The sequence below is a fragment of the Sphingomonas sp. SORGH_AS_0950 genome (assembly GCF_030818415.1).
Lineage (GTDB): Bacteria > Pseudomonadota > Alphaproteobacteria > Sphingomonadales > Sphingomonadaceae > Sphingomonas.
Genome location: NZ_JAUTAE010000001.1, coordinates 3,340,380 through 3,363,040, shown reverse-complemented (window position 1 = coordinate 3,363,040; position 22,661 = coordinate 3,340,380). Strand labels below are relative to the sequence as shown.

Below are 22,661 nucleotides of genomic sequence, written 5' to 3'. Positions count from 1 at the left end.
CCCGCTGCCTGGATGATGGGTCGGACACGCCGTGCCTGTCGGATCAGGCCGCGGCGCGCAGCGGCATCGGCGACACCGTGCCGGTGACTTCGGGCGGCTTGGGACGGTTGTCGCCATATTCGTCGGCGTCGAAGCCGATCGTCTTGCCGACCTTTTCGAGGATGCGGTGGCTCTGCACCGTATGGCCGCGCGCCTGGCCGATCGCCATCATCGCCTGGCCCAGCATCTCGAAGGCGTGCTGGCCGACCACCGCCGACAGCTTCGCTTCGGCCCGTGCCCGCGGCAGGGCCATCGCCAATGCGCCCGCCGTCGCGAAGGCCGCGTCGAGATCGTTTTCCAGCTTCCACAGCAGCTCGGTCACCTGAAGTGCCGATTCATGTTCGGTCATCATCGCTTGCCCCCGATTTCTACCATGCCCGCTCCCTGCGGCATGGCACATTGCCGTCAGCCAAGGTGCGACAGCCGCCCGATGACCCGGGTCATCACATCGAGTCCCGTCGCCAGCATGCCGAAGCCGATGGCGAGCGCGACGGCGATCGTGGGGATCCACAGCAGCCTTTCGGCCATGGTCATGTCGTTGCGGGCCTGGCCCTGACGCCGGACCGGGAGAGACAAGCGGGGCGATGCGTGGACATGGCCGCCCTGCACCGCCCCGCCGACCGTACTCCCATCCGGTGCCATCGGAAGTGGCATGGGCGTCGGTTCGGAAACTAGCCCCGCAGAATCGGGTATGATTTTATGCGGGGTAGGTTCTGCTTCGATTTCAGGGACTTGGCCATTTTCATGGGCCTCAAAATCGGCCAGTGCGATGGCCGCGTCGCGACGATTGCGTGCGCCCAGCAGGCGAACGGCCTCGGTCAGATAGCTGTCGACGGTGGATTTCCCGAGCCCCAGCTCGGCAGCGATTTCCTTGGACCCTTTCAAGGCCTTCACCCCGCGCAGACATTCGCGATGGCGGCGGGTCAACAGGGCGAAACGTTCGGGGGTCATCACTTTTTCCGACCACGCCGGGCGGATCGCCCGCGTGCGTTCCACGCCCTAGCCGCGAGAGTGGTGCCTCGCCAAGACACTCCTTGTCCGATTTGGCGACCGATTTGGCCAGGACACGAATTTTCAAGGATTTGGTTGGACCTCCGTCGGCCTTACTCGCGCCGGGTCGAGGACGCGATTCCCTCGATCGAGTCGAGCGCCTTCAACAGATCGTCAAACGCCGTGTCCTCCTGGACCGGGAAGGATCGTCGGAAACCCGACCCCAGCACGTCGAGGTCGCGCTGGGTGAGCAGGCCGACCGCGACGATCGGGTCGGGTCGGCGGGGCGATTGGGGCGTGTCCTTCGCCATCACCGCCATCCACCATCGGTACGCGCGTCGCGGCGCATCGCGGACAATGGCGAACGCGCCGTTACCGCTTCGTGCCCCGTAGCCGATGCGGGGAATCGTGAAACGATCAGGCCGTGCATTATCCGAACTCCATCCATGACGGCTCAACCCGTCATTCGGCACAGCTGTTCCACGGATTTTCCACGACAGGACCGCCGGTTGCGATCGTTGCGGGAAAGGGCATCGCGGGAAAGGACGGGACGACGGCGTTTCCGCAACTTGACACCCTTCCCTGTCGGCCCCGCCATTGCTAAGGCCGCTGGCGTCTACCGGATTTATTCCCGGCGCGCCTGCTCGCGGCTGCATGCTGCCGTGTCCCCCGGGCGTGCTCGGCTCGACCAAGAAGGGACGCCCATGACTGCGATAGGCCAGGACAGCCTGAAGACCCGCTCGACGCTGAACGTCGACGGCAAGACCTATGATTATTTCAGCCTCGCCAAGGCATCCGAGCAGCTCGGCGACATCAGCCGCCTGCCCTTCTCGATGAAGGTGCTGCTGGAGAATCTGCTGCGCTTCGAGGACGGCACGACCGTCACGCGCGAGGATATCCAGGCGATCGTCGACTGGCAGAAGACCCAGCGTTCGGACCGCGAGATCCAGTATCGCCCGGCCCGCGTGCTGATGCAGGACTTCACCGGCGTGCCCTGCGTGGTCGACCTCGCCGCGATGCGCGACGCGATCACCAAGCTGGGCGGCGACGCGGCCAAGATCAATCCGCAGGTCCCCGTCCACCTCGTCATCGACCACTCGGTCATGGTGGACGAGTTCGGCACGCCCCAGGCGTTCGAGGACAATGTCGACCTCGAGTACCAGCGCAACATGGAACGCTATGAGTTCCTGAAGTGGGGCTCGAAGGCGCTCGACAATTTCTCGGTGGTCCCGCCGGGCACCGGCATCTGCCACCAGGTGAACCTGGAATATATCGGCCAGGCGATCTGGTCCTCGACCGAAACCGGCGAGCATGCGACCGGCTCGTCCGCGATCGCGTACCCGGACACGCTGGTCGGCACCGACAGCCACACCACGATGATCAACGGCCTGGGCGTGCTCGGCTGGGGCGTCGGCGGGATCGAGGCGGAAGCCGCGATGCTCGGCCAGCCCGTGTCGATGCTGATCCCCGAAGTCGTCGGCTTCAAGCTGACCGGCAAGCTCCAGGAAGGCATCACCGCCACCGACCTGGTGCTGACCATCACCCAGATGCTCCGCGCCAAGGGCGTGGTCGGCCGCTTCGTCGAATTCTACGGCCCTGGCCTGTCGTCGATGACGCTCGCCGACCGTGCGACGATCGCCAACATGGCGCCCGAGTACGGCGCGACCTGCGGCTTCTTCCCGGTCGACGACAAGACGCTCGACTATATGCGCCTGACCGCGCGTTCGGACGAGAATGTCGCGCTGGTCGAGGCTTATGCCAAGGCGAACGGCTTCTGGCGTCATGACGATGCCGCCGACCCCGTCTTCACCGACACGCTGGAACTGGACATGTCGACGGTCGTGCCGTCGCTGGCCGGTCCGAAGCGTCCGCAGGACAAGGTCGTCCTCACCGAAGTCGACGACGTGTTCAACGCCGACCTCGCCAAGGTGTACAAGAAGGACGAGGCCAAGCGCGTCGCGGTCGACGATCGTGGCCACGACATCGGCGACGGCGACGTCGTGATCGCCGCGATCACCAGCTGCACCAACACCTCGAACCCGAGCGTGCTGGTCGCCGCCGGCCTGGTCGCCCGCAAGGCGAACGCGCTGGGCCTGAAGCCCAAGCCCTGGGTCAAGACCTCGCTCGCCCCCGGTAGCCAGGTCGTCACCGATTATCTCGACAAGGCGGGCCTGACCGCCGATCTCGACGCGATCGGCTTCAACCTGGTCGGCTATGGCTGCACCACCTGCATCGGCAATTCGGGTCCGCTCGCCGAGCCGATCTCGAAGGCGATCAACGGCAACGACATCGTCGCCGCCTCGGTCCTGTCGGGCAACCGCAACTTCGAGGGCCGCGTGTCGCCCGACGTGCGCGCCAACTTCCTCGCCTCGCCGCCGCTCGTGGTGGCCTATGCGCTGAAGGGCACCGTCACGCAGGACATGCGTGAGACGCCGATCGGCCAGGGCAAGGACGGCCAGGACGTCTACCTGAAGGACATCTGGCCCTCGAACGACGAAGTCCGCAGCCTGATGGATGCGAACATCGACGACGAGATGTTCCGTTCGCGCTACGGCAACGTCTATGCGGGCGACGCCAAGTGGTCGGCGATCGAGGTGACCGGCTCGGACACCTATAGCTGGCCCGCCGCTTCGACCTATGTCGCCAACCCGCCCTATTTCGAGGGCATGGAGATGACGCCGAAGCCCGTCACCGACATCATCGAGGCCAAGCCGCTCGCCATCCTGGGCGACTCGATCACCACCGACCACATCAGCCCGGCCGGTTCGATCAAGGCCGACAGCCCGGCAGGTATCTTCCTGCAGGAGCATCAGGTCGCCAAGAAGGACTTCAACTCCTATGGCGCGCGTCGTGGCAACCATGACGTGATGATGCGCGGCACCTTCGCCAATATCCGCATCAAGAACGAGATGGTGCCGGGCGTCGAAGGCGGCATGACCCAGTATGACGGCGAAGTGATGCCGATCTATGACGCCGCGATGCGTCACAAGGCCGACGGCACGCCGCTCGTCATCATCGCGGGCAAGGAATATGGCACCGGCTCGTCGCGCGACTGGGCGGCGAAGGGCACCAACCTGCTCGGCGTGCGCGCGGTCATCACCGAGAGCTTCGAGCGTATCCACCGTTCGAACCTGGTCGGCATGGGCGTCCTGCCGCTTCAGTTCGCCGAGGGCGTGACCCGCGAGACGCTGAAGCTGGACGGCACCGAGAGCTTCACCATCCAGAACGTGGCGGCGATCCGTCCGCGTCAGGATGTCGAGGTGATCCTGACCCGCAAGGACGGCTCGACCGAGACCTTCCTGACCAAGTGCCGCATCGATACCGTCAACGAGCTGGAATATTTCCTGAACGGCGGCATCCTGCAGTACGTTCTGCGCAAGCTGGCGGCCTAATCTGCCCGTCGGGGGCGGGCCGGTGGCCCGCTCCCCTTGCCGATGGCATCAGACGCCCGTCCGGATTCGTCCGGGCGGGCGTTTGCTTGTTCGCGGTGGCCGGGTCCGCGCTTTGCCCGTCATCCGTTCGCGTGAACGTTGCGCGCCGTGGGGGGAGCCTCAAGGCAAAATGGGGTTCGCGCAGAGGTGCGGAGGACGCAGAGGTGTCGCCGCCCGGGGACGCGTTGCTCCTCTCACCTCGTGGAGAAAGGCGCGATTTTCCGAGATCCTGTCTCTGCGTCCTCCGCGCCTCTGCGCGAACCAAATACTCTTCAGGCCGGAGCTCCCGGTTCGACTCGGCCCGAAGCGCCTTATCCCTGCCGGTGCGCCTTGCGCAGCGCGGTTTCGCGCTCCAGCCGTTCCAGCATCGCCTCGATCGACTCGTCCCCGCGAAGCGGCAGCGCGCCGCCGCGTTCCTCGGCAATGGGTTCGCGCATGGCGGGGATCGGCATGGGTTCGGGTTCGGTGCGGACCGGTTCGCGCGGGACGGCGCGGATCGCGTCCGGATCGAACGCGGCCAGCGGCATGTCGAGATCGGCGGGAAGCGTCCGCTCTATGTCGGGCATGTCCTCGTCCTCCGGCGGGGGCGGCGGTGCGCCCAGTTCGGCGGCGAGCAGCGGGCGACGCGGCGGCGCATCGGGGTGGCGGTCGGAGCGGCGGACGCTGGGGACATAATCCTCGTCCTCCGCATCCTCGGCCTTGGCGCACCGGGCCAGCAGCCCGCCCGGACCCCAGAGCAGATAGGTCGCGGCCCACAGGACGGCTCCACCGCCCGCGCCGATCCCGAACGCCAGCAACAGCCGCGCCTTGACGCCCAAGGGCGGTTGCGCGGCGGAGAAAATGTCGGCCAGCCCCAGCTGCGCGACCAGCATTTCCAGGCGCCAGACCGGTGCGACCAGCAGGATGAAGGCGAGCAGCACGCCGAACGCCCCGCCGACCAGCGCGGGCACGAAGCGATAGGGGGAAGGCGTCGCGGTGAAGGTCATGATCCGATCGGCGCCTTGCCTAGCAGGTTTCGGTAAACAGGTTCGTAACGGCGGATATTCGAGGCCCAATCGCGTTCGGTTTCAACAAAATATCGGCCCGCATCGCGCCGCGCCTCCCATATCCCGCGATTCGACAGCAGGTCCGCCAGCGCATCGGCCAGCGCGACCGGATCGTCGGGCGGGAACAGCGTCCCCGTCTCGCCGTCGCGGATCAGCTCGCGATGCCCGCCGACATCGGACGCCGCGACCAGCCGCCGCTGCGCCATGGCCTCCAGCGGTTTCAGCGGCGTGACAAGATCGGTCAGCCGCATCTTCTTGCGCGGATAGGCGAGGATATCGACCAGCCCGTAATAGCGCTCGACCGACTGATGCGGCACGCGCCCGATGAAGCGGATCGCCGACGCCACCGGCGAGGCCTGCGCCTGTGCGCGCAAGGCCGCCTCCATCGGACCGCCGCCGACCAGCAGCAGCCGCGCGCGGGGCCGTGCCGCGACCAGACGGGGCATGGCGGCGATCAGGTCGTCCAGCCCCTCATAATCATAGAAGCTGCCGATGAAGCCGATGACCTCCGCATCGTCCAGCCCCAGCTCGCGCGCCAATGCGTCGTCGCGCGCGGGCGGGCGGCCGAACAGGGTCAGGTCGACGCCATTGGGCGAGACGATGATCTTGTCCGCCGCGATTCCCCGCGCAATCAGGTCGCCGCGCAGTCCTTCGCAGATGACCGCGACCGCATCGGCCCGCGCACAGGCCCAGCCTTCCAGCGCACGAGTCGCGCGGTAGCGGCGGCTGCCCTCGACACCCGTGCCGTTGCTGACCGCCGCATCCTCCCAGAAGGCGCGAATTTCGTAAACCAGCGGCAATTTGCGCCGCCGTGCCACGACCCAGGCGGCCAGCGCATCGAGCACGGGCGAATGGGCATGGAGGATATCGGGCCGGAACGCGTCGACCGCCGCCCCGATCGCCCGGACATGCGCGGCCATCCCCCTCGCCTCGCCGACCAGCCCGTCGGGCGTGCCGGTCGCGCTGGGGGTGCGGTAGAAGGTCAGCCCGTCGAGCATCTCGACCCCGCCTTCGCCCTTGCCCTGACGCGGCCCGGTGACCGCCGCCACCTCATGCCCCTGGGCGACCTGTGCCTTCAGGATCGCGCGCGTCCGGAACGTGTATCCGCTTTGCAGCGGCAGACCGTGGTCGAGGATATGCAGGATACGCATGGCGTTACACCTGTCATGCCACCCCTTAACGCCGCGTCAACCGTGGGTTTATAAGCGTGGCCGACCGCGCCGTTTTGGAATGGGAAGGAGGGGCGATGATCGACAGTTTCGCCCTGCTGCTGACCCATGGCCTGATGCTGCTGGCGGCGTGGCGCCTGCTGACCCGCCGCGATCTGGACCAGGAGGGCGAGGTCGAGCGTCCGTCGCGAATCAAACGCCCCGGCGAACGGCCACGCGGCGATGCGTGACCTGTTCCTGATCGGCTTTCTGGTCAGCCTGTTCGGCATGGGCCTGCGCCGCCCGTTCCTGCTGGTGCTGACCTATATCTATATCGACATCGTCTCGCCCCAGCGGCTGACCTATTATCTGCTGAACACGGTGCCGATCTCGCTGATCGCGGTGGTCGCGGCGGTCGGGGCCTGGGCGCTGGTCGACGACAAGCGCGACAGCCGGTTCACCGCGCGGCAGGCGGGCATCCTGATGCTGCTGATCTATTGCGGGATCACCACCTATTTCGGGGCCGATTTCCCGATCGAGGCGGCGGACAAATGGGGATGGGTGTGGAAGGCGCTGGCCTTTGCCGTCTTCCTGCCGCTGACCCTGCGCACCCGGCTGCGGATCGAGGCGCTGCTGCTGTTCATGGTCCTGTCGCTGGCGTCGATCGTTATCGTCGGCGGGGTCAAGACGCTGGTCAGCGGCGGCGGTTACGGCGAACTCAACCTGATGGTGAACAACAATACCGGGCTGTACGAGGGCAGCATCATCTCGGCGGTCGCCATCTCGGTCATTCCGACCATATTGTGGCTGATGCGGCACGGCACGATCTTCCCACCCGACTGGCGGGTGCGGGTGTTCGGGCTGGGGCTGATCTTCGCCTGTCTGCTGATCCCGGTCGGGACCTCGGCGCGGACCGGGCTGTTGTGCATCGGGCTGCTGGCGATCCTGATGCTGCGCGACGTCAAGCGGCGGCTGCTCTATATCGGCGCGCTGGCGGTCGCCGGGGTGGCGGTCGTGCCGCTGCTGCCCTCCTCCTATACACAGCGGATGAACACCATCCGCACCTATCAGGGGGACGAGTCCGCCTCGACCCGGCTGGCGGTGTGGAAATGGACGCTCGACTATGCGACCTCCAACCCGTTCGGCGGCGGGTTCGAGGCCTATCTGCAGAATTCGGTGCGGTTCGACCTGACTTCGGTCGAGGGCTCGGCGCACGACTCGAAGGTGGAGAAGCGCGTAACCACCGACCGCGCCCGCGCCTATCACTCCAGCTATTTCGAGATGCTGGGCGAACAGGGCTGGCCGGGGCTGTTCCTGTGGCTGGGGATCAATGTGGCGGGCATCCTGCGGATGGAGGCGCTGCGCCGCCGTTACCGGGCCGCCAGCGATCCGCTGCACTGGGGCGGGCAACTGGCGGGCGCGCTCCAGCACGGGCACCTGATCTATCTGCTGGGCGGGGCGTTCGTCGGGATCGCGTTCAACCCCTTCCTCTATCAGCTGATGGCCGCGCAGATCGGGCTCGACACCTATCTGACCCGCAAGACGCGCGAGGCGCGGCAGAAGCCGCTGTTCCGCCCTACCACTTTCGCGCCGTCGACGTGATGCCGGGGCCCAGGACGTTGCCGCGGATCACCAAAGGCTCGCCCGCCCAGTTGCCGACGAACACCGGATTGAAGCCCGCGCCGGGTGCCAGCCGCGCGCGGTTGTTCTCGACCGCCAGCCCCGACGAGTCGTTCTTCGCCCCCTCCGGCGCGACGGTGATCAGCGTCGAGTGATTGTCCTTGTCGCGGCCGAACACGAACTCGTTGCCCGCGATCCGCCCCTTCGCCCCGTTGGACAGGTCGATCATATAGTTGGTCATATGGCCCTGGCTGTCGTCGAAGCTGCTGTCCAGCACCTCGACGTAAGGCGCGCGCGTCTTGACATAATGGCCGCCCTGCCCGCGCTCGAACCGGCAGGCGGTGACGCGCAGCGATCGGTAGCGGCCCATATAGATGCCATGCGCGCCGGTGCCGGTCGGGTCATGGCCCAGCCCCGAAAAGGTCGAATGGTCGACGCTGACCGTGCCGTTGGGATCGTCGGCGGACAGGATGCCCGACTGGCTGTCGAGGAACATCGCGTTGCTGACCGACAGCGGCCCCTTCTCGATGCGGATGCCCGCGCCATTGCCGTCGCCGACCTCGATATGGCTGAACACGATGCCCTGCACCTGCGCGCCGCGCCCGCGTAGGACCAGCGCCGCCTTCCCCTCGCAGGCGATGCGGGTGAAGATCGTCTTGCCCGGATCGGCGGCGACATAGGCGATCCGCCCCGCCGTCTGCACCGCGCATTCGCGGTACGTACCCGGCGCGATCCGGATGGTCCCGTCGCCATCGCCGATCGCCGTCACCGCCTCCTGCAACGTGCCGAAGCCTCGCCCGCCGACCGTGAAGGGCGCAGCACTGCCCTGCGCGAGGGCGGCGGCCGACGTCATGCCGAGGAATAGGAGCGGAACCAGGCGCATGGAGGACATCCTGAAAAAGCGAACGGGCGCCGTATCCTGCCATGCATGGGCAAAGGATGCGACGCCCGCGATCGTCCCGCGAAGGGATGATGCCTATCCTCCCTGAGCTTGCTCGGGGAGGGGGACCACCGCGAAGCGGTGGTGGAGGGGCGACGGACCAGCCATGCCCCTCCACCACGCCCTGCGGGCGCGGTCCCCCTCCCCATCTGCGATGGGGAGGATTGAGTTTACGCCTCTTCGGTTTCTTCCTCGTCGGCCAGTTCGTCTTCCAGCGCGGTCAGGATCGCCTGGTTGAAGGCGGGGATGTCATCCGGCTTGCGGCTGGTGATCAGATTGCCGTCGACCACGACCTCCTCGTCCACCACATCGGCGCCCGCATTGGACAGGTCGGTGCGGATCGAGGGATAGCTGGTCAGGCGACGCCCATCGATCACATCCGCCTCGGCGAGCAGCCAGGGGCCGTGGCAGATGGCGGCGACGATCTTGTCGTCCTCCATAAATTCGGTGACGATCTCGACCGCGCGCTCGTTCAGGCGCAGCTTGTCGGGGTTGCAGGTGCCGCCGGGGATGACGAGCGCATCGTAATCGTCGGTATCGACCTCGTCGACGGTCAGATCGGGGGTCGCGGTCTCCGCCTTGTTGATGTCGCCTTCCATGCCCTGGATCGGGTCGGACTTGAGCGAGGCGAGCGTCACCTTCGCGCCCGCTTCCTCCAGCGCCTGGCGCGGCTTGAACAGCTCGACGGTCTCGAAACCGTCGGCGGCGAGCATCAGGACGCGTGCCTGGGAAAGATCGGCCATGATGAAAACTCCTGTCGGGAATGCCTGGGGGGATCGGCCAAGTCAGAACCCGCGACCGCATCGGCCGTTCCGGAACGAAGCGACCAGCGACGCATTTGCAAGGACGACCCGAGAGAGAGCGATGGCCACCCGATTAGTCTTTTGCGACGACAGCAAGCCCGGCATCACCCGGACCAAGGTCCGCGGGCATTGGGCCTATTGGAGCCCGAAGGGCGAGCGGATCACCGATCGCGACGAAATCGACCGGCTGAACCGCATCGGCCTGCCCCCCGCCTATCGGGACGCCTGGTTCTGCCCGCGCGCCAACGGCCATATCCAGGCGGTCGGCTGGGACGAGAAGGGGCGCAAGCAATATCGCTATCACACCGATTTCCGCGAGGCGCAGGAAGCGGCGAAATATGAACGCTGCGCCGCGTTCGGCCATGCCCTGCCCCGGCTCCGCAAGCGGGTGGAGGCGGACCTGAAGAAGCGCGGCCTGTGCAAGGATCGCGCGGTCGCCGCCGTCGTCCGGCTGCTCGACAACGGCCATATCCGCGTCGGCAACGAGGCCTATGCCGCCACCAACAAGAGTTTCGGCGCGACGACGCTGCGCAAGCGTCACGGGCAGGTGAAGGGCACCACGTTGCGCCTGCGTTACCGGGGAAAGTCGGGCAAGATGCGCGACATGACCCTGACCGACCGCTCGCTCGCCAGTTTCGTGAAGCGGTGCCAGGATCTGGACGAACAGCATCTGTTCGCCTGGGTGGACGAGGATGGCGAGGCCAACCCGGTCACCTCGTCGGACGTGAATGGCTATATCCGCGAGGCCACGGGCTGCGACTTCACCGCCAAGCATTTCCGCACCTGGGCCGCCAGCGTGGCGGCGTTCGAGGCGCTGGCGCTGGCCGAGGCGGACCTCAGCCTGAAGGCGATGCTGGAGCCCGTGGTCGCAAAGCTGGGCAACACCCCCGCCATCGCGCGCAAATCCTATGTCCACCCCTCGCTGATCGCGCTCGTCAAAGAGGGCCAAGCAGCGTTTCGCAAGACCCTGCGCCTGCCGCGTGCGCGCGCGGGGCTGTCCCGCGTCGAGTGCGGGCTGATCGCATTTCTGGAGGCCGGAACCCCGGCCAGCAAGGCGGCCTGACCGCCCCCGTATTCAAGGAGTCCCCATGGCGAAATCCTCGCCCAAGGCGCCGATCTTCGACGGCTCCCGCATCCCCGACCAGGTCAGGGGCATCGTCAACGCGACCTATCAATGGGTGCAGGATTACTGGCTCAAGGTGCTGATCGCGATCGGCATAGGTGCCGTTATCGTACTGGCGCTGCTCTGGGTCCGCAGGCTGGGCGACAAGCTGTGCAGCCGCCCCGGTTTCGCAGGGGGCTGGGGCATAATCCTGGGCCACGCCATCGCGCGGACGAACATGTTCTTCATCGTCACGCTCGCCGCGCAACTGGTCGCGGGCTATGCGGGCGCGCCGGGTGAAGTCGCCAAGACGATCAGCTTCTTCTTCACCATCGCCAGCGCGTTCCAGGCCGCGATCTGGGCACGCGAACTGATCCTCGGCACGATCGAGCACCGCACCCAGTCCGAACATTATTCGGGCGAGGCGCTGCTCTCGGCGATGGGGCTGATCCGGCTGCTGGTCACGGCGGTGCTGTTCGCCGTCGCGCTGGTCGTGGTGCTCGACAATCTGGGGGTGAACGTCACCGGCCTGGTCGCGGGTCTGGGCGTCGGCGGCATCGCCATCGGTCTGGCGGCGCAAGGGATTTTCGGCGACCTGTTCGCCGCGCTCGCCATCATCTTCGACCGCCCGTTCCGGCGCGGCGACAAGATCAGTTACGACAATACGAACGGCGTGATCGAGGCGATCGGCCTGAAATCCACCCGCATCCGCGCCTTTACCGGCGAGTTGCGCATCATCTCGAACCGCCAGTTGCTCGACAAGGAAATCCAGAATACCACGGTGCGCGACCATGTCCGGCTGTCGTTCATGATCGGCGTTGCCTATGAAACCCCGCCCGAGACGCTGGCGCGCATCCCCGCCCTGCTGACCGAGATCGTTGAGGGTGAAGGCGGCAAGGTCGCCCGCGCCGGGTTCGAGAGCTTCGGCGCGTCGAGCCTGGACTTCGCATTGCAGTTCGACGTGCCCGGCGACGACTGGGCCACCGCGCACGACCTGCGTAATCGGATGCTCGTCACGCTGATGAAGCGGTTCGCGGCGGAGGGGATTTCCATCCCCTATCCCACCCAGACCACCTACACCGCCGCGCCGGACGGGACGCTGGTCATGCCCTATCCGCAAGTCCAGCCGGTCGAGGTGCATCGGGCAAATTAATCCTCCCCTGCAAGGGGAGGTGGCAGTCCGAAGGACTGACGGAGGGGTGTCACGGCCAGCGGCGACACCCCTCCACCATGCTTCGCATGGTCCCCCTCCCCTTGCAGGGGAGGAACAGGTCGGATCAGATCCCGCCTTCATCCAGCGACAACAGCGTGGCATTCCCGCCCGCCGAGGTCGTGTCGACCGACACCGCCCGCTCCGCGCAGAAGCGGTACAGGTAATGCGGCCCGCCCGCCTTGGGCCCGGTGCCCGACAGCCCCTCGCCACCAAAGGGCTGGCTGCCCACCACCGCGCCGATCATCGAGCGGTTGATATAGAGGTTGCCGACCGCCGCCTCGCTCTCGGCAACCTCGCTGGCGCGGGCGATGCGGCTGTGCAGGCCCATGGTCAGGCCATAGCCCTTGGCATTCACCTTCGCGATCGTCTCGGACAGCGTGCCCGCTTCCCAGGTCGCGACGTGCAGGATCGGGCCGAACCATTCCTGGGTCAGGTCTTCCACCCGGTCGAGCCGGATCAGCGTCGGCGGCACGAACAGCCCGTCGGCGGGCGCGTCCAGCGTCTTGATCGTGCGCGCCGTCATGGCCGCGCGATAGGCCATCAGCTTGTCATAGGCGGCGCGGTCGATCACCGGCCCGACATCGGTCGCCGGCTGGCCCGTGGGGCCGAGCACCAGCGTCTCCATCGCGCCCTTGAGCATCTCGATGACATTGTCCGCGACATCCGCCTGCACCAGCAGCAGCCGCAGCGCCGAGCAACGCTGCCCCGCCGAGCGGAAGGACGAGGTGATGACGTCCGCGACCACCTGTTCGGGCAGCGCGGTCGAATCGACGATCATCGCGTTGATGCCGCCGGTCTCGGCGATCAGCGGCACGATCGGGCGGTCGTCATCGGCCACCAGGGTCCGCGCGATCCGCTTGGCGGTGGCGGTCGATCCGGTGAACGCCACGCCCGCGATCCGGTGATCCTCGGTTAGCGCCTGGCCGACCTCCGGCCCGCCGACCGCCAACAGCAGCGCGTCGCGGGGCACGCCCGCCCGGTACGCCAGTTCGACCGCGGCTTGCGCGATGGCGGGCGTCTGCGGCGCGGGCTTCGCGACGACGGTGTTGCCGGTGACGAGCGCCGCGACCGTCTGGCCCAGGAAGATCGCCAGCGGGAAGTTCCACGGCGCGACCGTCGCCCAGACGCCGCGCCCTTCGAGGTGCAGCGTGTTGCGCTCGCCCGTCGGCCCAGGCAGCTCGACCGAGCTGAGCCGTGCCCGCGCCTGCTGCGCATAGTAACGGCAGAAATCAGCGGCCTCGCGGACCTCGCCGATCGCGTCGGGGATGGTCTTGAACGCCTCCTGCACCAGGATCGCCATCAACCGCTCGCGATCCTGCTCCAGCAGGTCGGCCAGCTTTTCCAGCACCGAAGCGCGGGTGTCGAGCGGCGTTGCGTTCCAGACCGGGAAGGCCGCATGGGCGCGCGCGACCAGCGCGGCGACGTCGGCGGTGGCGACGACCGGCGTCACGGCAGGCGCGTTGACGGCCTTCACCGTGGCGTCGAGCGTCGCGATGTCGCTCAGGTCGATGCCGGTCGAGTTGCGATGCCCCGGCGCGAACAGATCGACGGGCAGCGGGATGCTCGGGTGCCGCGCGCCACCCACGGCCGCGATCTTGGCGACCGGATCGGCCAGGATCTCCGCCTCGGTCAGCCGCGCATCGGCGAGCTGGTGGACGAAGCTGGAGTTCGCGCCATTTTCCAGCAGGCGGCGGACCAGATAGGCCAGCAGGTCGCGATGCCCGCCGACCGGTGCATAGATGCGGCACTTATGACCATGTTCGCGCACCAGCCGCTCATACAGGCCGTCGCCCATGCCGTGCAGCCGCTGGAACTCGAAGTCGTGGCTGTTGCCCGCCCATTCCAAAATGGTCGCGACGGTCAGCGCATTGTGGCTGGCAAAGGCGGGGCGGATATTTTCCGCCGCCAGCATGTCCTTGGCGACCGCCAGATAGGACACGTCGGTCGCCGCCTTGCGGGTGAAGAGCGGATAGTCGGCGAGCCCCTCGACCTGGGTGCGCTTGATCTCGCTGTCCCAGTAGGCGCCCTTGACCAGCCGCACATTCATGATCCGGTCGAGGCCATTGGCCCAGGCAATGACCGCGCGCGCGCGCTTGCCATAAGCCTGCACCGCCATGCCGAAGCCGTCCCAACCCTTCAGCGCCGGGAGCGCCGCCACGCCGCCGATGATGTCGAGGCTCATCTCCAGCCGCTCGGACTCCTCGGCATCGACGGTCAGCGCGATGCCCTTGTCCGCCGCCTGCCGCGCCAGCTGCGCCAGCATGTCGGTCAGCGCGGGCACGCATTCATAGGCGCGCGGCAGCTCGTAACGCGGGTGGAGCGCCGACAGCTTGACCGACACCGAATGCCCCGCCGCCGGGTCGGAGCCGACCGCGTCGATCGCCTTCACATAGGCCTGGAAATAACGCTCGGCATCCTCATGCGTCCGCGCCGCCTCGCCCAGCATGTCGAAGCTGGCCGTAAAGCCCTTATTCTCGGGCTTCTTCATGCGGCGCATCGCCTCTTCGATGGTGCGGCCCATCACGAAGATCTCGCCCATCATCCGCATCGCGGCGCCGACCGCCTGCCGCACGAACGGCTCGCCCGCGCGCGACAGCAGCCGCTTGAGCGGCCCCGCCTCACCCTCGCCCACCAGCGCGCGGCCGACGACCAGGCCCCAGGTGGCCGAGTTGACCAGCTTCGACGCCGACCGCCCGGTATGCGCGCGCCAGTCCGCCTCGCCCAGCTTGTCGGCGATCAGCAGGTCGGCGGTCTCGGGATCGGGGACGCGCAGGAACGCCTCGGCGAGACTCAGCAGCGCCACGCCCTCGGACGAGTTGAGGCGATATTCCTGGAGGAACTGGTTCACCCAGCCGCGATTCTGCGCGGCGCGCAGGTCCGCGAGGAGCCCTGAGGCATGGCCCATGATCCGCTCGCGCATCTCCGGCGTCGCGGCGGCGCGGTCGAGCAGCGGCTTCAGGACATCGGGTTCGGGGGCGCGGTACAGCGATTTCATGGTCTTGCGCGCATCGGCGGTAACGGCAGAGGTCATAGGTCTTCAGGTCCGGTCGAGCGGCCCGGCGCGCGGTAGGGCACTGGCGGGTCGCATGGCTATGCTGTGATGGACCAGCGCTTAGCGGGAAATGCGGGGAATGGGTATCGTTTGATACGACCATCTCGCCCGAGATCGGCCCGTGTCCAAAATTGAATTTTGAACGGATTCCGGGCTATATGATTCGCAGGCGAGGACATCCGCCTTTCTGTAGAGCCCCGGTCGCGGCTACGGCCGGGGCTCAAATCCTTTGGGGCTCGGGCGGCTACCCGAGCCCCGCCGGGCACCTTACCTGTTGCGAACATCCACGATCTTCACGACCAAGGTCGCGAAGGCGATGATGACGCCCAGGATCAGGCACAGATCGGCAACGGACATCCGTGGTCCTTTCTGTGAGTGACGGCGGAAGTGCCGTCAGAGGCTTTGTGGCACATCCTGTTGAACGGCGTCAGGGGGAAGTCTTGTAGAGAGGCTCTCTACAAGACGCGCAACCATCCCCGCCCCCGCATCGTTCTCCCGTCAAACCCCAAGAACAGGAGAGCCATGATGGCCGATGACAGCCCCCAGGAAATCGCCGCCAAGTTCCTCGACAAGCTGAAGGACAGCCCGTTCGTCATGATCGGCCTGACCGACGGTCAGCATTCCGAACCGATGACTGCACAGATCGACGACGATCAGCCCAACACGCTGTTCTTCTTCGCGGGCCGCGACAACCGCATCGCGGGTGGTGGCGAGGCGATGGCGCAGTTCGTGGGCAAGGGGCATGACTTCTTCGCCTGCCTCGCGGGCCATGTGTCGAAGGACGATGACCGGGCGCAGATCGACAAGCTGTGGAATAATCAGGTCGAGGCCTGGTTCCCGCAGGGCAAGTCGGACCCCAATCTGACCCTGCTGCGCTTCGACATCAGCTCGGCCGAACTGTGGGAAACCGATATCTCGCTGTCGGGCCGGGTGAAGATGCTGTTCGGCGGCACGATCCGTTCGGACGAGTCGTCCAGCCATGCGGTGGTCGGCTCGGTCGCCTAATTCGCGATCGCTGGATTGCGAGACGCCCGGAGGCCATGGCTTCCGGGCGTTTTCTATTCCCTGGCCTCGTCCGGCCCCCGCCCCGTTCAGCCTGAGCGAAGTCGAAGGCCACGCGATGCCCTCAGCCAGAAGCGTGTGGCCAAGGTAAGCCCTTGGCCTTCGACTTCGCTCAGGCTGAACGGAGGTGGTGGATGCCCCTCACCCGTTCGCCTTGATCCATTCCTCCACCACCGGCGCGATGCGGTTGCGCCATTTGGAGCCGTTGAAGATGCCGTAATGGCCGACCTGCTCGGCCATGTAATAGCGCTTCTTCTCGTCCGGCAGGTTCGTCGCCAGCGTCAGTGCGGCGCGGGTCTGGCCCAGGCCGGAGATATCGTCGCGCTCGCCCTCGATCGCCAGGATGCCGATATCGGTGATCGCGCCCGGATCGACGCGCTTGCCATGGTGCAGCATCTCGCCCTTGGGCAGCGCGTGCCTCTGGAACACCAGTTCGACCGTCTGGAGATAGAATTCCGACGTCATGTCGCACACCGCGCGATATTCGTCGTAGAAGCGCTTGGTCGCCTCGGCGCTCTCGTCGTCGCCCTGGACCAAATGCTTGAACATCTCCCAGTGCGAGATCATGTGGTTGCCCAGGTTCATCGACATGAACCCGGCCAGCTGCAGGAACCCCGGATAGACCCGCCGCCCCGCGCCCGGATAGGTCATCGGCACGGTCGCGATCGCATTCTGCTCGAACCAGGCATGCGGCCGTTCGGTCGCCAGCAGGTTGACGGCGGTCGGCGCCTCGCGCGTGTCGACCGGGCCGCCCATCAGGGTCAGCGTGCGCGGGGTGCAGGGATGCTTGTCCGCGCTCATCACCGAGGCCGCCACATAGGACGGCACCGAAGGCTGGCACACCGCCAGCATATGGGCGCCCGGCCCGATCTCGGTGAGGAAGTCGATCAGATAGTCGACATAATCGTCGAAATCGAACCGCCCGTCCGACAGCGGCACCAGCTTCGCGTCGCGCCAGTCGGTGATATAGACCTCGCAGGTCGGCAGCATCCGCTGGACGGTGCCGCGCAGCAGCGTCGCATAATGGCCCGACATCGGCGCGACGATCAGCAGCTTGGGGCTGCCCTCCACGCCCTCGCGGCGGAAGCGCTTCAGCTGGCCGAAGGGCTTGCGCAGCACGATCTCCTCATGGACCGCGACCTCGCGCCCGTCGATCTCGGTCTTGGTCAGGCCGAAGGCGGGCTTGCCGCGCGGCGCGGCGGCATGGGCGAACACTTCCAGCGCCGACCCCATGATCGCGCCGCCGCCCAGATAGGCGAAGGGATTGGCCGGGTTCTGGAGCAGGCCCGCGCCGAAATTGGCCAGCGCACTCGCACCCGCCAGCATCGAACGCTGCATTTCATAGGCGTCGTACAACATCGTCGATTCCCCTGCGCTCCCCAGCGGGAGCCCTGATTGCCATCGGTCTAGCACGAAACCGTTTGCGCGAGATGACCATAATATGGCCGATCGGTCATGGTGCCGGGTCGATGACAGGATCATGTTCACGATTACATGCCCCTGAACGCTCCAAAGCGGCCAAACGATGCCAGGGGGTCGACACCCGGCGTTGAGCCGCCGCCTCCGCGCTGCTAGGCCGCAGCGATCATGGCCAAACCCGCCGCCCCCCGCGATTCCGCCCCCGTTCCGGCCAGCCGCCGCATCAGCAATCTGAAGATGGTCTGGCGGTTCACGCTGCGCTACCCCGCGCATCTTGCCGCCGCCGCGCTGTCGCTGCTGGTCGCGGCCAGCGCGACTTTGTTCATCCCGCGCACCTTCCAGAAGGTGATCGACCACGGCTTCGGCAATCTGACCAAGGGGGAGGATATCACCCCCTATTTCCAGGGGCTGCTGGCGGTCGTCGTGGTGCTGGCGCTGGCGACGGCGTTCCGCTTCTATTTCGTGTCCTGGCTGGGCGAGCGGACGGTCGCGGACATCCGCGTCGCGGTGCAGGCCAATCTGCTCCGACTGGCGCCCCGCTATTTCGAGGAGAATCGCCCCTCCGAAATCGCCAGTCGCCTGACCGCCGACACCGCGATCATCGAACAGGTGGTCGGATCGACCATCTCGATCGCGCTGCGCAATGTCGTGATCGGGATCGGCGGCACCATCTATCTGTTCGCGCTGTCGCCCAAGCTGACCCTGTCGCTGCTGGTCTGTATCCCGCTCGTCGTGCTGCCCATCGTCCTGCTGGGCAAGAAGGTGCGCAGCTATTCGCGCGACAGCCAGGACCGGCTGGCCGATATCGGCGCGATCGCGGTCGAGACGCTGGGCGCGATGAAGGTCGTGCAGGCGTTCGGCCAGGAGCGGCGCGAGGCCGAGCGGTTCGAACATGCCGTCAGCAACGGCTTCGCCACCTCGCGCAAGCGCTTCCTGCTGCGCGCGGTGATGACCGCGATGGTGATCGGGCTGTTCTTCGGCGGGCTGACCCTGCTGCTCTGGGAAGCGGTCGCCGACGTCGCCAGCGGGCGGCTGTCGGGCGGGTCGCTGACCGCCTTCGTCGTGACGGGCATGCTGGTCGCGGGTTCGTTCCAGGCGCTGACCGAGGTGTGGGGCGACATTTTGCGCGCGTCGGGCGCGGCGCAGCGCCTGGCCGAGCTGCTCGCCGAACAGCCGGAAATCGCCCCGCCCCCCGCCCCCGCCGTCCTGCCGGTCGTGCCGATGGGCGCGTTGCGGTTCGAGCATGTCGTGTTCCATTATCCGACCCGGCCCGAGGTCGCCGCACTGAACGACTTCTCGCTCGATATCCGGCCCGGCGAGACGGTGGCGGTGGTCGGCCCCTCGGGCGCGGGCAAGTCGACGCTGTTCCAGCTGGCCGAGCGTTTCTACGACCCGCAGGGCGGCCATATCTCGCTCGATGGCGTGTCGCTGCGCGATGCCGACCCGGCCGCGATCCGCGCGCGGATCGCGATGGTGCCGCAGGAGACGGTGATCTTCGGCGCCTCGGCGCGCGACAATCTGCGCTATGGCCGGTGGGATGCCGGCGACGACGCGCTTTGGGCCGCCGCAGAGGCCGCCAACGCCGCCGACTTCCTGCGCGCGCTGCCGCAGGGGCTCGACACCTTCCTGGGCGAAGGCGGTGCGCGCCTGTCCGGGGGGCAGCGCCAGCGGATCACCATCGCCCGCGCGCTGCTCCGCGATGCGCCGATCCTGTTGCTGGACGAAGCGACCAGCGCGCTTGACGCCGAGAGCGAGCAGCTGGTGCAACAGGCGCTGGAACGGTTGATGGCGGACCGGACCACGCTGGTCATCGCGCACCGGCTGGCGACGGTCCGGGCGGCCGAGCGGATCGTGGTGATGGACGGCGGCCGGATCGTCGAGCAGGGCCATCATGCCGAACTGATCGCGCATGGCGGGCTTTATGCGCGGCTGGCCAGCCTGCAATTCCACGACTGATAGGGCCGGTTTAGTACCAGTTTCTTCTGGAGGGGCGTGGCCTTCGACTACGCTCAGGCGGAACGGCGGTGGGGAGTGGGCTGAATCCTCATACTCCGTTCAGCCTGAGCGCAGTCGAAGGCCACGCCCCGCCGCCCCGACAAAATCCCGAAAACTCAAACCATTACCCCATGACCTAAACCCGCTTGCGGCCCACGCCCCTCTCCCCTAGTCTCCGACAATACCATTTCAATACCGGAGAACGAGGATGACGCGGCGGGCAAACAGGTGGAACGGCGGCGTCATCGCGGCGGTCGCATTCGCGAGCCTCTCGGCCGCCTCGGCGCAGGCCGCCACCGCCACCCTTCCCGCCATCTTCCCCGCGCCGACCGCGATGACGCTAGGCGACGGGGCAATCGCGCTGGGCCGCCCGGTCACGCTGATCGTCGCGCCCGGCACCGAGCCCGCGACCGCCGCGCTGGTCCGCACGCTTCTCGCCAAGGCGGGGATCAGCGAGGTCGCGACCGCCAGCCGCCTGCCCACCACTCCCGACCGCCCGACGATCGTGATCGGTCCCGACAGCGCCGCGATCGTCCGCGAGGCACTCGTGCGCAGCGGCGCGGCCGCCGACGACCGGACCGAAGGCTATACGCTGGCGACCCGCAGCACGGGCGCGGGGCTGATCACGCTGGCGGGGCATGATGCCGACGGCCTGTTCCATGCGGTGCAGACGCTGCGCCAGCTGCTCGCCCGGCCGACCATCCCCGCGCTGACCATCCGCGATCATCCCGCCATGCCGATCCGCGGCACGATCGAGGGCTTTTACGGCAAGCCCTGGTCGATGACCGACCGCACCAGGCATCTGGACTTCCTGGGGGAGATGAAGGCCAACACCTATGTCTACAGCCCCAAGGACGACCCCTTCGCGCGCGACAAGTGGCGCGAGGCCTATCCGGCGGCCACGCTGAGCGAGCTCGGCACGCTGGTCGCGCGGGCGCGGGCGAACCATGTCGATTTCGTCTATGCCATCTCGCCGGGGCCGAGCATCTGCTTCTCCAACCCGGCGGACGAACAGGCGCTGCTGCGCAAATTCGCGGCGCTGCGCGGGATCGGCGTGCACAGCTTCTATGTCGCGCTGGACGACATCGAATATCAGAAGTGGAATTGCGACGCCGACAAGGCGGCGTTCGGCCCCTCGGGCGCGGAGGCGGCGGGGGTCGCCCAGTCCAGGCTGCTCAACGCGGTACAGGCCGACCTGCTGCGCCAGGACCCCGCATCGCGTCCGCTGATCATGGTGCCGACCGAATATTACGACGCCAAGGAAAGCCCCTACAAGGCCGCGCTGCGTGCCCATCTGAACCCGCGCATCGTCGTGCAATGGACCGGCACCGATGTCGTGCCCCCCGCCATCTCCATCCCCGATGCCAAGGCGGCGACCAAGGCGTTCGGTCGCAAGACGCTGCTATGGGACAATTATCCGGTCAACGACTATGCCAGCTCGGCCGGACGGCTGCTGCTCGCCCCCTATGCCAAGCGCGAGGCGGGGCTGTCGTCCGAGCTGACCGGCATCCTGTCCAACCCGATGAACCAGGAAGCGCCCAGCCGGGTCGCGGTGACGGGCGTGCTGGCCTTTGGCTGGAACGACAAGGGCTATGACGCGGATCGCACCTGGCATTATGCCGCGCGCGATCTGGCGGGGAATGACGCGCGCGCGACGGCCGCGCTGCTGGAACTGTTCGATACCCAGCATCTGGCCCCCACCTTCGGCAGCCAGCCCTGGCAGGAACAGGCGCCGAAGCTGAAGGCGCTGCTCGACCATGTCCGCGAGGCGCTGGCCAATGGCGACGAGGCCGAGCGGCGCGCGGCGATCGCGGCGCTCGGCCACAAGGCCGATGCGCTGGCCGATGCGCCCGACACGATCCGCGCGGGCGTGGCCGATCCGGGCTTTGCCGAACAGGCCGCCCCCTGGCTCGATGCGATGCAGCTCTGGGGCCGCGCGCTGCAACAGACCGCCGCCGGGCTCGACGCCGCCGACCGGGGCAATCCGGCCGCGACGCGCTATTTCGCCGATGCCAAGCGGATCGCCGCCCAGGCCGCCGCGGTGCAGACCATCCCCGGCGCCACCCGCTTCGGCGGGCCGGTCAAGATCGCGGACGGCGTACTCGATACGTTCGTCGCGGACGCGCCGAGTCTGATCGCGGTTACGGCGAGACCGTAACCGAAGGGCCTGATCGCGGTTACGGCGAAACCGTAACCGTCCGGCTGGCGCGGCGGCCATCGGGGGTGCGGGTGCGAAGCTCGACCGCCCCCGTCACCGCCACCGGCCCGTCATAGCGCCGCCACGCGGTGGCGCCGCCCATGCGATACTCGATTGGGGTGCCGGGAAACTCGGTGTTCGCCTCCAGCCGACCGCCCGCGATCCGCGCACCCGGCGGGGCGAGGCGATAGGTCACGCCCGCCCGGTCGAGCATCCGCATCTGCACGCCCATCCGCCCGGCAAAGTCGCGCCAGCCCGCCAGCAGCTTCGCCCGGTCCACCCGCGCATCGCCGGGTTCATAGCCCGCCCCCGCGACATAGGCGGGCTCCCAGTCCGGCTTGCGCCACGCCCGCTCGGCCAGCGCCAGCAGGCGCGGGAACAGCATATAGTCGACCTGGCTGTCGCGGCGGACCGTCTCGCTCCACAATTGCGCCTGGATACCGGCGATCTCGCGACCGGGCTGGAGCGGCACGCGTGTCGGCGATGGACTTGGGCTGGGCGAGGATATTGGGGATCAGCGCGGCATTGGCGGCCAGATTGCCCGGCATGAAGCCGAACACCTGGAAACTGTCCACCCCGCGCGACGCCCAGTCATAGCCCGTCT

18 protein-coding genes and 1 pseudogene are annotated in these 22,661 nt (G+C 67.3%); 8 read left to right on the top strand and 11 right to left on the bottom strand.

From position 1 onward, the window contains the following. Positions 1-43: 43 nt before the first annotated feature. From QE385_RS15190 to QE385_RS15180, 3 genes are all read right to left on the bottom strand, one after another. A complete protein-coding gene (locus tag QE385_RS15190; protein ID WP_307103229.1) occupies positions 44-391 on the bottom strand; it encodes a hypothetical protein in 348 nt (115 codons plus the stop codon). Positions 392-444: 53 nt separating this feature from the next. Continuing rightward, complete coding sequence (locus QE385_RS15185; protein ID WP_307103226.1) at positions 445-990, bottom strand: helix-turn-helix transcriptional regulator; 546 nt, start codon at positions 988-990, stop codon at positions 445-447. 152 nt (positions 991-1,142) lie between these two features. Further along, entirely contained in the window at positions 1,143-1,340 is a 198-nt protein-coding gene (locus QE385_RS15180; RefSeq protein WP_307103224.1) for a hypothetical protein, read from the bottom strand. Between the two features lie 393 nt (positions 1,341-1,733). Here QE385_RS15180 and acnA point away from each other — a divergent pair, with 393 nt between their 5' ends. Then, positions 1,734-4,421, top strand: coding sequence for an aconitate hydratase AcnA (acnA, locus tag QE385_RS15175; RefSeq protein WP_307103222.1), 2,688 nt, complete (start codon positions 1,734-1,736; stop codon positions 4,419-4,421). 350 nt (positions 4,422-4,771) lie between these two features. Here acnA and QE385_RS15170 read toward each other — a convergent pair whose 3' ends face one another. Both QE385_RS15170 and QE385_RS15165 read right to left on the bottom strand, forming a co-directional pair. Next, complete coding sequence (locus QE385_RS15170) at positions 4,772-5,446, bottom strand: hypothetical protein (protein WP_307103220.1); 675 nt, start codon at positions 5,444-5,446, stop codon at positions 4,772-4,774. Further along, positions 5,443-6,657: a TIGR04063 family PEP-CTERM/XrtA system glycosyltransferase gene (locus QE385_RS15165; RefSeq protein WP_307103218.1), complete on the bottom strand. Its 1,215-nt coding sequence runs from the start codon at positions 6,655-6,657 to the stop codon at positions 5,443-5,445. The genes QE385_RS15170 and QE385_RS15165 overlap by 4 nt, the downstream gene beginning before the upstream one ends. Positions 6,658-6,752: 95 nt before the next feature. On the opposite strand from QE385_RS15165, the gene QE385_RS15160 reads away from it, so the two are divergent. Beyond that, the gene (locus QE385_RS15160; protein WP_307103216.1) at positions 6,753-6,905 is read left to right on the top strand and encodes a hypothetical protein; all 153 of its coding nucleotides are present in this window, start codon (positions 6,753-6,755) and stop codon (positions 6,903-6,905) included. Continuing rightward, complete coding sequence (locus tag QE385_RS15155; RefSeq protein ID WP_307103214.1) at positions 6,898-8,256, top strand: putative O-glycosylation ligase, exosortase A system-associated; 1,359 nt, start codon at positions 6,898-6,900, stop codon at positions 8,254-8,256. Before QE385_RS15160 ends, QE385_RS15155 begins: the two co-directional genes overlap by 8 nt. Here the strand turns inward: QE385_RS15155 and QE385_RS15150 are convergent. Together QE385_RS15150 and QE385_RS15145 are read right to left on the bottom strand one after the other, a co-directional pair. Then, on the bottom strand, positions 8,231-9,157 hold the full coding sequence (locus QE385_RS15150; protein WP_307103212.1) for a right-handed parallel beta-helix repeat-containing protein: 927 nt from the start codon (positions 9,155-9,157) through the stop codon (positions 8,231-8,233). The two genes, QE385_RS15155 and QE385_RS15150, sit on opposite strands and share 26 nt — an antisense overlap. A 227-nt stretch (positions 9,158-9,384) precedes the next feature. Further along, positions 9,385-9,957, bottom strand: a complete 573-nt coding sequence (locus QE385_RS15145) for a type 1 glutamine amidotransferase domain-containing protein (protein WP_294234857.1) — start codon at positions 9,955-9,957, stop codon at positions 9,385-9,387. A gap of 121 nt (positions 9,958-10,078) precedes the next feature. On the opposite strand from QE385_RS15145, the gene QE385_RS15140 reads away from it, so the two are divergent. Both QE385_RS15140 and QE385_RS15135 read left to right on the top strand, forming a co-directional pair. Next, the gene (locus QE385_RS15140; protein WP_307103210.1) at positions 10,079-11,080 is read left to right on the top strand and encodes a DNA topoisomerase IB; all 1,002 of its coding nucleotides are present in this window, start codon (positions 10,079-10,081) and stop codon (positions 11,078-11,080) included. A gap of 25 nt (positions 11,081-11,105) precedes the next feature. Beyond that, on the top strand, positions 11,106-12,272 hold the full coding sequence (locus QE385_RS15135) for a mechanosensitive ion channel family protein (RefSeq protein WP_307103207.1): 1,167 nt from the start codon (positions 11,106-11,108) through the stop codon (positions 12,270-12,272). A gap of 124 nt (positions 12,273-12,396) precedes the next feature. Here the strand turns inward: QE385_RS15135 and QE385_RS15130 are convergent, their stop codons facing one another. Further along, a complete protein-coding gene (locus QE385_RS15130; RefSeq protein WP_373424726.1) occupies positions 12,397-15,327 on the bottom strand; it encodes an L-glutamate gamma-semialdehyde dehydrogenase in 2,931 nt (976 codons plus the stop codon). A gap of 582 nt (positions 15,328-15,909) precedes the next feature. On the opposite strand from QE385_RS15130, the gene QE385_RS15125 reads away from it, so the two are divergent. Then, positions 15,910-16,389, top strand: coding sequence for a pyridoxamine 5'-phosphate oxidase family protein (locus tag QE385_RS15125; protein ID WP_307103203.1), 480 nt, complete (start codon positions 15,910-15,912; stop codon positions 16,387-16,389). A gap of 198 nt (positions 16,390-16,587) precedes the next feature. On the opposite strand, the gene QE385_RS15120 is transcribed toward QE385_RS15125, so the two are convergent. Further along, positions 16,588-17,805 (bottom strand): polyhydroxyalkanoate depolymerase, encoded by a 1,218-nt coding sequence (locus tag QE385_RS15120; protein ID WP_307103201.1) that lies wholly within the window; start codon positions 17,803-17,805, stop codon positions 16,588-16,590. 228 nt (positions 17,806-18,033) lie between these two features. Here QE385_RS15120 and QE385_RS15115 point away from each other — a divergent pair, with 228 nt between their 5' ends. Further along, entirely contained in the window at positions 18,034-19,821 is a 1,788-nt protein-coding gene (locus tag QE385_RS15115; protein WP_307103199.1) for an ABC transporter transmembrane domain-containing protein, read from the top strand. 247 nt (positions 19,822-20,068) lie between these two features. Beyond that, entirely contained in the window at positions 20,069-22,018 is a 1,950-nt protein-coding gene (locus QE385_RS15110) for a beta-N-acetylglucosaminidase domain-containing protein (RefSeq protein ID WP_307103197.1), read from the top strand. A gap of 19 nt (positions 22,019-22,037) precedes the next feature. On the opposite strand, the gene QE385_RS15105 is transcribed toward QE385_RS15110, so the two are convergent. Continuing rightward, complete coding sequence (locus QE385_RS15105) at positions 22,038-22,442, bottom strand: chitobiase/beta-hexosaminidase C-terminal domain-containing protein (protein ID WP_307104752.1); 405 nt, start codon at positions 22,440-22,442, stop codon at positions 22,038-22,040. 6 nt (positions 22,443-22,448) lie between these two features. Then, a pseudogene (locus QE385_RS15100) lies at positions 22,449-22,529 on the bottom strand (hypothetical protein); the annotation flags it as partial. Between the last annotated feature and the right edge of the window lie 132 nt (positions 22,530-22,661).